The organism is Micromonospora sp. BL1, from assembly GCF_003667485.1.
Lineage (GTDB): Bacteria > Actinomycetota > Actinomycetes > Mycobacteriales > Micromonosporaceae > Micromonospora > Micromonospora tulbaghiae.
The window spans coordinates 1-7664 of record NZ_RCVK01000112.1; the positions used below are offsets into that span (position 1 = coordinate 1).

Consider the following 7664-nt stretch of genomic DNA (forward strand, 5'->3'; position numbering starts at 1 on the left):
GCGATGGTCTTCCAGGATCCGTTGTCGGCGTTGCATCCGTACTACTCGGTGGGCCGGCAGATCGCGGAGGCGTATCGGGTGCATCACCCGAGGGCGGGTCGGCGGGAGGCGCGCACGCGGGCGGTGGACATGCTGGGCCGGGTGGGGATTCCGCAGCCGGGGAAGCGGTTCGATCAGTATCCGCACGAGTTCTCCGGTGGGATGCGGCAGCGGGCGATGATCGCGATGGCGTTGGTGAACGATCCGGATCTGCTGATCGCGGATGAGCCGACGACGGCGTTGGACGTGACGGTGCAGGCGCAGATTCTGGATCTGCTCAGTGATCTGCAGGAGGAGTTCCGGTCGGCGATCGTGTTGATCACGCACGACTTGGGTGTGGTCAGTCAGGTGGCTGATGACGTGTTGGTGATGTATGCGGGTCGGGCGGTGGAGCACGGGAGTGTGGAGCGGGTGTTGCGGGCGCCGCAGCATCCGTACACGTGGGGGTTGTTGTCGAGTGTGCCGTCGTTGCACGGCGACGCGGATGCGGACCTGGTGCCGATCCCGGGTAACCCGCCGTCGCTGATCAACCTGCCGTCGGGGTGCGCGTTTCATCCGCGTTGCCGGTGGGCCGGGGTGAACGGTGACCGGTCCCGCACCGAGGTTCCCGAGCTGGTTCCGGCGGGGGCGGCAGGGCATCTGGTGGCCTGTCACCTGCCGGTCGCGGCGCGGGAGCGGATCTACCGCGACGAGGTCGCGCACGTGGGGGTGGCCCGATGAGCACCGAGACCGAGCCGTTGCTGTCGGTGCGGGGCCTGACGAAGCACTTCCCGGTGCGGCAGGGCCTGCGTGCCCGGGGTGCGGTGCGGGCGGTCGACGGCCTGGACTTCGACGTGCGTGCGGGGGAGACGCTCGGGCTGGTGGGGGAGTCGGGGTGTGGGAAGACCACGACCGGGCGGATGCTGGTGCGTCTGCTGGAACCCACCGCCGGGTCGATCGAGTTCGCGGGTCGGGACATCACCCAAGGTGGGCGTCGTGAGTTGCGGGCGTTGCGGCAGGACCTGCAGATCATCTTCCAGGACCCGTACGCGTCGTTGAACCCGCGCCACACGGTCGGGCGGATCGTGGCGATGCCGTTGCAGGTCAACCGGATCACCCCGCCGGGCGGGGTGAAGAAACGGGTGCAGGAACTGCTCGAACTGGTCGGGTTGAACCCGGAGCACTACAACAGGTATCCGCACGAGTTCTCCGGCGGGCAACGCCAGCGCATCGGCATCGCCCGCGCCCTCGCCCTCAAACCGAAACTGATCGTGGCCGACGAACCCGTCTCGGCGCTGGACGTGTCGATCCAGGCGCAGGTCATCAACCTGCTACGCGACCTGCAACGCGACCTCGACCTGGCGTTCGTGTTCATCGCCCACGACCTCGCCGTCGTGCGGCACTTCTGCCACCGCGTCGCCGTCATGTACCTCGGCAAGATCGTCGAGATCGGCGACCGCGACACCATCTACACCCGCCCCCAGCACCCCTACACCCGGGCCCTGCTGTCCGCGATCCCCGACGTCACAGCCCTCGGACCCGCCGGACGCATCCGCCTCACCGGCGACGTACCCACCCCACTCAACCCACCGTCGGGCTGCCGCTTCCGCACCCGCTGCTGGAAAGCCACCGACCACTGCGCCACCGAAGAACCCACCCTGACCACCCGCGACGGCGGCGGGCAGCTCACCGCCTGCCACTACCCGGAGCAGCAGCAGACACCGCTAGACGCACCCGTGGGAGCCACCCCCGATCCCGGCAGCAACGAACGCACCTGACCCACGACGGGGCCGGGGGCGACCGTGCCCGGCGCAGGGATCAAGCCTGACCGCCCGGAGCCGGGCACGGTCGCCCCCGGCCCTCAACCGCGACCACAGGACTAGGCAGAACGCCACGAGTGGGAGGAAAGAACAGAAGCCTGCGGACCCATCAACAGCATCCCCCCGTCGACCGCCCACGACGCTCCCGTCACGTACGCCGCAGCCGGTGAGGCGAGCATCGCCACCACCGCCGCCACCTCGCGGGCGTCACCGGGCCGTCCCACCGGCACACCGGGACGCTCCTGCGTGAACGGGTCGACGTCCTCCTGCCCGGTCATCGGCGTGGCGATCTCACCCGGGGCGACCGCGTTGACGGTGATCCCGTCGGCGGCCAGTTCCTGCGCCATCACCTTGGTGAGCAGGCCGAGGCCGCCCTTGGCCGCGCAGTACGCCGACGAGCCGACCCGGGGCGCATGCTCGTGCACGCTGGTGATGCTGATGATCCGGCCGCCCCGCCCGGCCGCGCGCATCCGCCGGGCGGCCCGCTGCGAGCACAGGAACGGCCCGTCCAGGTCCACCGCCAGCACCTCCCGCCACTTCTCCCAGCTCACGTCCACGAAGGGCTCGGACAGGCCGGTGCCGGCGTTGTTGACGAGCACGCCCAGGCCGCCGAGCCGGTCGGCCAATTCGTCGACCACCGCCGCCGCTTCGGGGAGCCGGGTCAGGTCCAACTCGGCGGTCTCGCAGCGGCGGCCGGTGGCACGTACCTCGGTGGCGGTGCGGTCGGCGCCCACCGCGTCGCCGTACCAGGTGATGCCGATGTCGTAACCGGCTTCGGCGAGCGCCACCGCGCACGCCTTGCCGATGCCGGAGTCGGCGCCGGTGACGATCGCGACGCGGTCGTAGTCCTCGTATCGTTCGGGCATGTCCGCGCACTACCCGCGGGCGGTGACCTCAACCGGCCGGACGACCCCGGCTCGCCCGGCGGTGTCGTCGGACCCGCTCGCTAGGGTACGGGCGTGATCGCCGATGACTCCGATGCCGTGACATTCCGCTTCCTGCGCATGATGCGTGCCGAGATAGGCGCCGAACGGGTGGGGGAGGATTCGCTCGGCCGCACCGTCGACCTGGCCCGGCGCTGGTGGGGCACCGGCGACGCCGCCGACGCGCGACTCGCCGACGCCCTGCGGGAGTTGCACGGCGAGCCGGTCGACCTGGCCGATCCGCACGACGTGGCGGGTGCCGCGAGCGCTCTGACCGCCGACGCCGGCCTGCTCACCGAGCCGGACCCGCGCGGCGCGGCGATCGCCCGGTTCGCCGCCAACGCCCGCCGGCTGCGCACCGGTGAGATCACCCCGGCCGAGTTCGACGAGCTGATGGCGCGCGACCACACCGACCCCGGCGCCTGACGCCGAGGACCGCCGGACCACGCCCGGCGCGGTCAGCCCGTCCGGACCGGCACGGCGAACTCCGGCGCCTCCGCGGTGAGCAGCGCCGTCCGCGACGGCACGCGCCACAGTTCGTCCAGCGCCGCCGCCAGTTCGTCCAGCATCCGGCGTACGGCCGGCGCCGCGCCCTCGTGCATCGCCTCGATCACCACGAGCACGTCGGTGGTGTCTTCTCGTACCGCCGACGCGCCGCTCTGCCGGTGGCACCAGCGCCGGGCGTGCGCGTGTCCACCCTGGTCGGCGAAGATCACCTCGCCGGGCGCGGGGTGCTCGCTCTCCCCGCCGAGCCCCAGGTAGTGCTCCGTGCCGTCGGCCGGGCGCACGGTCAGGTCGCCGTCGATCCCGGCCAGGTCGAGCACGGCGACCGGCACCGCGTACCGGGTGGACAGCGCGTTGCCGAGGTCCACGAGCGGATGCAGCCGGGGCAGGTCCCCGTCCCGCCGCAACCGGCGCAGCAGCGACTCCGCCGCGCAGCGGTAGCGGGTCGGCGGGCAGCCCATCCGGGTGAACACGCGACGCCACGCCTGGATCTCCGGGAAGCCACCCTCCGGCCCGGCGGCGAGCCGGTCCCGGGCGGTGCCGAGATACCCGGCCAGCCGTGGCGTCACGTCGACGTCGGGCGTGACGCCCGTGGCGTGCAGGACGCCGCAGGCCAGTTCGGGAAAGGCCGACCAGATCTCGGGGGAGTGACGGAAACGCACGGAGGACTCCTTCTGAGCGGTGAGGGCGGGTCAGGCGGTGAACGCGAGGCCGAGGCCCAGGACGAGGAAGCTGCCGGCGAAGGCGTGCCGCAGCAGCCCGGTCAGCCGGGGCCGGGACAGCACCCGGCGCCGCAACGCGCCGGCCAGGAGCGCGTACCCGGCGAACACCAGCAGCGTGACGGCCATGAACACCAGGCCGCAGGCGAGCATGCGCACTGTGGCGGCGGGCGCGTCCGGCGGTACGAACTGCGGCAGGAACGCCACGAAGAACACCGTCACCTTCGGGTTCAGCAGGTTCAGCAGCACCCCGTCCCGGAACACGGCCGCCGCCGGACGCGGGGGCCGGTCACCGTCGAGGGCGAACGTGCCCCGGTCGCGCAGCGCCGACCAGGCCATCCAGAGCAGGTACGCCACACCCAGCCAGGTCACCACGCGGAACGCCGGGGTGCCGGCACGCAGCAGGGCGGCCAGGCCGGTCACCGCGGCGATCACGTGCGGGACGAGGCTGAGCGTGCCGCCGGCGGCAGCGGCCAGGCCGGCCCGGCGTCCGCCGGTCACGGCGGTGGCGAGCGTGTGCATCACCCCGGTGCCCGGAGTGATCGCGACGACGAGCGAAGTCAGCAGGAAGGCGACTGTCATGCGGTCCAGCCTGCGACCATAATGGTCCGATGGACAGGGCCAAAGTCGTCGTTCCAGAGGAGTCCAAAGCGGCCGGTGCGGACTTCCTCCAGCTCGACGTCGGCGAGGCGCCACCCGGTGGCCGCGCGGACTGGCTGGCCGCCCGGCTGCGGTCCGCGATCGCGGACGGCCGGGCGCCGGTGGGCACCCGCCTGCCGGCCAGCCGGGTGCTCGCCGCCGAGCTGGGCGTCTCCCGTGGCGTGGTGACCGAGGCGTACCAGCGGCTGGCCGAGGACGGCCAGGTGGCGGGACGCGGCCGGGCCGGAACGGTGGTGGTCGCCACGCCGGCCGCCGTTGTCACCCGGCCGCCCGAGCCGAGGCGGGCACCGGACGTGTTCGCCACCCGGCCCGGCTTCGACGCCTTCGACGAGTTGCGCGCCGTACCCGCGCAGGTGGACCTGACTCCCGGCGTACCCGATCTGGCGGCCTTTCCCCGCGCGGCCTGGCTGCGGGCCGAGCGGGCCGTGCTGCACCGGATGACGCCCGCCGCGCTCGGCTACGGCGACCCGACCGGCACGCCCGCGCTGCGACTGGCGGTCGCGAACTGGCTGGCCCGCAACCGGGGCGTCCGCGCGGACCCGGCCGAGGTGGTGATCGTGGCTGGGGTGTCCCAGGCGCTCGGCCTGCTCGCGCGGGTGCTGCACGACCGGGGTACGCACACCGTGGCGGTGGAGGATCCCGGCTCCCTCGGCGTGCGGCAGCACCTGGTCTACTCCGGGCTGGCGACACCGCCGGTGCCGGTGGACGACCGGGGACTGTGCGTCGGCGAGCTGGAGCGCTGCGGCGCGCCGGCCGTGCTGCTCACCCCGGCGCACCAGTTCCCGACCGGTGTGGTGCTCGACGGCGACCGGCGTCGGCGGCTGCTGCGGTGGGCACGCGACGGCGGCCTGGTGGTGGAGGACGACTACGACGCCGAGCACCGCTACGACCGTCCGCCGGTGCCGGCGCTGCGGGCCATGGCGCCGGATCGGGTCTGCTACGTGGGCAGCATCTCCAAGCTGCTCGCACCGGCGCTGCGGATCGGCTGGATGCTGGTGCCGCCCGCGCTGCACGCCGACGTGGTGGCCGCGAAGCGGGCTGCCGACCTCGGCAACGCGGCGTTGCCGCAGCTCGTGCTGGCCGAGCTGATGGAGTCCGGCGCGCTGGAACGGCACCTGCGGCTGCTGCGCCACCGGCACGTACGCCGCCGGGACGCGATGATCCGGGCGGTCCGCGCGTACCTGCCCGGGGCGGTGGTGCACGGTGCGGCGGCCGGGCTGCACCTGATGGTCACGCTGCCCGGCGACGTCGACGACCGGGCGCTCGCGGCGGCGGCGCTGCGCCGGGGCGTCAAGGTCCATCCGCTGTCCTGGCACGGCCAGCGCCCGCAGCCATCCGGCCTGGTCCTCGGGTACGCGGCGACCCCACCGTCCGAGATCGACCGAGCCCTCGCGACGGTGGCCGACGCACACCGAACCCTGCCCCGTTGATCAAGGAGTTCGGGTCACCAGGGAGATCGACACCGACACCAACTCCTTGATCAACGGGGAAGGCCAGGACCGTGGGCTCGTGGCGGGCGAAAGGAGGGAGCTGCTTCAGCCACGCCGGGCCCTGGTCCGTGTCCAGGCGCCAGATGGCGGAGAGGTTCCAGGTGCGCTGCTGCGCCACGGCCGTCACCCGGCGGCCGAGCCGGCGCAGCTCGCCGGTCGCCCACGCGACGCTGTCGGCCGGGCCGCCCGCCTCCGCCCACGGCTGGCGCAGCGGATGCGGCGCGAGGTCCACGGCCACCGGTTCCAGGGGTACGGCGGGCGCGTCGACGACCTGGGCCAGGTACCGGACGTGACCGCCCGGCGGCGCAGGGCGGTCGGCGTCGAGCAGCCGCAGCACGGCGACCTCCAGACCGTGGCGCTGCCGGACGGCGGCGACGATCGAGCCGGCCTCCTGCCACCACGGCTCCGGTACGCCGAACGGCGGCAGCGCGCCGAGCGGGCGGCCGGCGGAGTCGAGCAGGACCAGCGTGACGGTGCGGGACACGGCCGGACGGTATCCGGGCACCCCTACGGGAGGCGAGCGGATTGATCCGGGTCCGGTTCGGGACCGCTCCCCGATGTCCCGGGCACGGGCGCCCGGAACGCTGAGGCGATGAGCCTTCTCGATTCCCGCACACGTCCCGCGTACCAGTGGTTGCGCCCGGTCGCCGTGGCGTCGGCGGTGCTGCTGCTCGGCTACGGCCTGCTGCGCCTGCTCGACCGCCTGGACGGGCACAGCGACAAGGGTGCTTGGGCGTGGAACACCGGCCACACCCTGTTCCTGCTCGGTGTCCTCGGCTTCGCCGCGCTGATCGTCGGGCTGCACGGCCTGCTGCGTTCCCGGTCGTCGCGGTTGCGGACGCTCGACGACGTGGCCGCGCTGGCCGGCCTGGTCGGCGCCGCCGCCTTCGTCTGGGTGATCCTCGGTGACCTGTTCCCGAGCTTCGCCGACGCGGTGCGCACGCCCGGTCTGGTGTTGTTCGGCGGGCCGCTGCTGTTCGAGGTGGGCCTGCTGGTGCTGCTGTACCGGGCGGCGGCGGCACGGCTGCTGCCGGTGTGGGCGCCGGTGCTGGTGCTGGCCGGGTTCCTGGCGATCGCGGTGAACCTGAACCTGCTGCCGGTGGGCGCCGCGCTGGTGCTGGCCGGGCTGCTGCCGCTGCGCGTCACGCCCCGCCCGGTGGGCTGACCGGCGTCACCGCCAGACGGTACGGCGGAACCCCTTGTGGCCGGCGCACACGTCGCGCTGGCCGCCGGTGCGGCTGACCGAGCCGTCGCGGCACTGCACCAGCCAGCCGCGGTCGGACCAGAACCCGGGCACGCACTCGAACCACTCGCAGACCCCGGCGGCCGGCCTGCGGATGCGCTGGCCGCCGCAGAAGTCGTACCCGAAGGGGTTCGCCGGGGCGCCGCAGCGGCGCTCGGGCGGCGGTTGCGGCGTGCCGCGCGGCGGGGCGGGACGGGGGCGGGACCGCGGACGGCGGCAGGGGCCGGAGGGGGGGGGGCGATCGCGTACGTCAGGGCGTAGGGGGTGCAGGCCAGGTGGAGCATCGG

The 7664-nt window shown here is 73.6% G+C and carries 9 protein-coding genes and 1 pseudogene; 6 read left to right on the plus strand and 4 right to left on the minus strand.

Annotated elements, in window-relative coordinates; all coding sequences use genetic code 11:
• A partial coding sequence (locus EAD96_RS01350; RefSeq protein WP_147457819.1) for an ABC transporter ATP-binding protein occupies positions 1 to 759 on the plus strand: 759 nt, incomplete at its 5' end.
• Positions 756 to 1796, plus strand: coding sequence for an ABC transporter ATP-binding protein (locus EAD96_RS01355; RefSeq protein WP_121682985.1), 1041 nt, complete (start codon positions 756 to 758; stop codon positions 1794 to 1796). The genes EAD96_RS01350 and EAD96_RS01355, both read left to right, overlap by 4 nt.
• 101 nt (positions 1797 to 1897) lie before the next feature.
• Here EAD96_RS01355 and EAD96_RS01360 read toward each other — a convergent pair whose 3' ends face one another.
• The gene (locus EAD96_RS01360) at positions 1898 to 2704 is read right to left on the minus strand and encodes an SDR family oxidoreductase (RefSeq protein ID WP_121682986.1); all 807 of its coding nucleotides are present in this window, start codon (positions 2702 to 2704) and stop codon (positions 1898 to 1900) included.
• A 93-nt stretch (positions 2705 to 2797) separates the two neighbouring features.
• Here EAD96_RS01360 and EAD96_RS01365 point away from each other — a divergent pair, with 93 nt between their 5' ends.
• Positions 2798 to 3187, plus strand: coding sequence for a hypothetical protein (locus EAD96_RS01365; protein WP_121682987.1), 390 nt, complete (start codon positions 2798 to 2800; stop codon positions 3185 to 3187).
• 32 nt (positions 3188 to 3219) lie between these two features.
• Here the strand turns inward: EAD96_RS01365 and EAD96_RS01370 are convergent, their stop codons facing one another.
• A complete protein-coding gene (locus EAD96_RS01370; protein WP_121682988.1) occupies positions 3220 to 3927 on the minus strand; it encodes a B3/4 domain-containing protein in 708 nt (235 codons plus the stop codon).
• A gap of 30 nt (positions 3928 to 3957) precedes the next feature.
• A complete protein-coding gene (locus tag EAD96_RS01375; protein ID WP_121682989.1) occupies positions 3958 to 4566 on the minus strand; it encodes a LysE family translocator in 609 nt (202 codons plus the stop codon).
• Positions 4567 to 4595: 29 nt separating this feature from the next.
• On the opposite strand from EAD96_RS01375, the gene EAD96_RS01380 reads away from it, so the two are divergent.
• The 3 genes from EAD96_RS01380 (at position 4596) to EAD96_RS01390 (ending at position 7299) form a co-directional block, all read left to right on the plus strand.
• Positions 4596 to 6074, plus strand: a complete 1479-nt coding sequence (locus EAD96_RS01380; protein WP_121682990.1) for a PLP-dependent aminotransferase family protein — start codon at positions 4596 to 4598, stop codon at positions 6072 to 6074.
• 274 nt (positions 6075 to 6348) lie between these two features.
• Positions 6349 to 6663 (plus strand): hypothetical protein, encoded by a 315-nt coding sequence (locus EAD96_RS31375; RefSeq protein ID WP_233585348.1) that lies wholly within the window; start codon positions 6349 to 6351, stop codon positions 6661 to 6663.
• Positions 6664 to 6726: 63 nt separating this feature from the next.
• On the plus strand, positions 6727 to 7299 hold the full coding sequence (locus tag EAD96_RS01390) for a hypothetical protein (RefSeq protein WP_121682991.1): 573 nt from the start codon (positions 6727 to 6729) through the stop codon (positions 7297 to 7299).
• Between the two features lie 6 nt (positions 7300 to 7305).
• On the opposite strand, the pseudogene EAD96_RS01395 reads toward EAD96_RS01390, so the two are convergent.
• A pseudogene (locus EAD96_RS01395) lies at positions 7306 to 7664 on the minus strand (hypothetical protein); the annotation flags it as partial.

What these genes read in the sequence shown, in the direction of transcription:
- EAD96_RS01390 (WP_121682991.1), top strand. Translation starts at nt 6,727, where the DNA reads ATGAGCCTTCTCGATTCCCGCACACGTCCCGCGTACCAGTGGTTGCGC.
- EAD96_RS31375 (WP_233585348.1), top strand. Translation starts at nt 6,349, where the DNA reads ATGCGGCGCGAGGTCCACGGCCACCGGTTCCAGGGGTACGGCGGGCGC.
- EAD96_RS01380 (WP_121682990.1), top strand. Translation starts at nt 4,596, where the DNA reads ATGGACAGGGCCAAAGTCGTCGTTCCAGAGGAGTCCAAAGCGGCCGGT.
- EAD96_RS01375 (WP_121682989.1), bottom strand. Translation starts at nt 4,566, where the DNA reads ATGACAGTCGCCTTCCTGCTGACTTCGCTCGTCGTCGCGATCACTCCG.
- EAD96_RS01355 (WP_121682985.1), top strand. Translation starts at nt 756, where the DNA reads ATGAGCACCGAGACCGAGCCGTTGCTGTCGGTGCGGGGCCTGACGAAG.
- EAD96_RS01360 (WP_121682986.1), bottom strand. Translation starts at nt 2,704, where the DNA reads ATGCCCGAACGATACGAGGACTACGACCGCGTCGCGATCGTCACCGGC.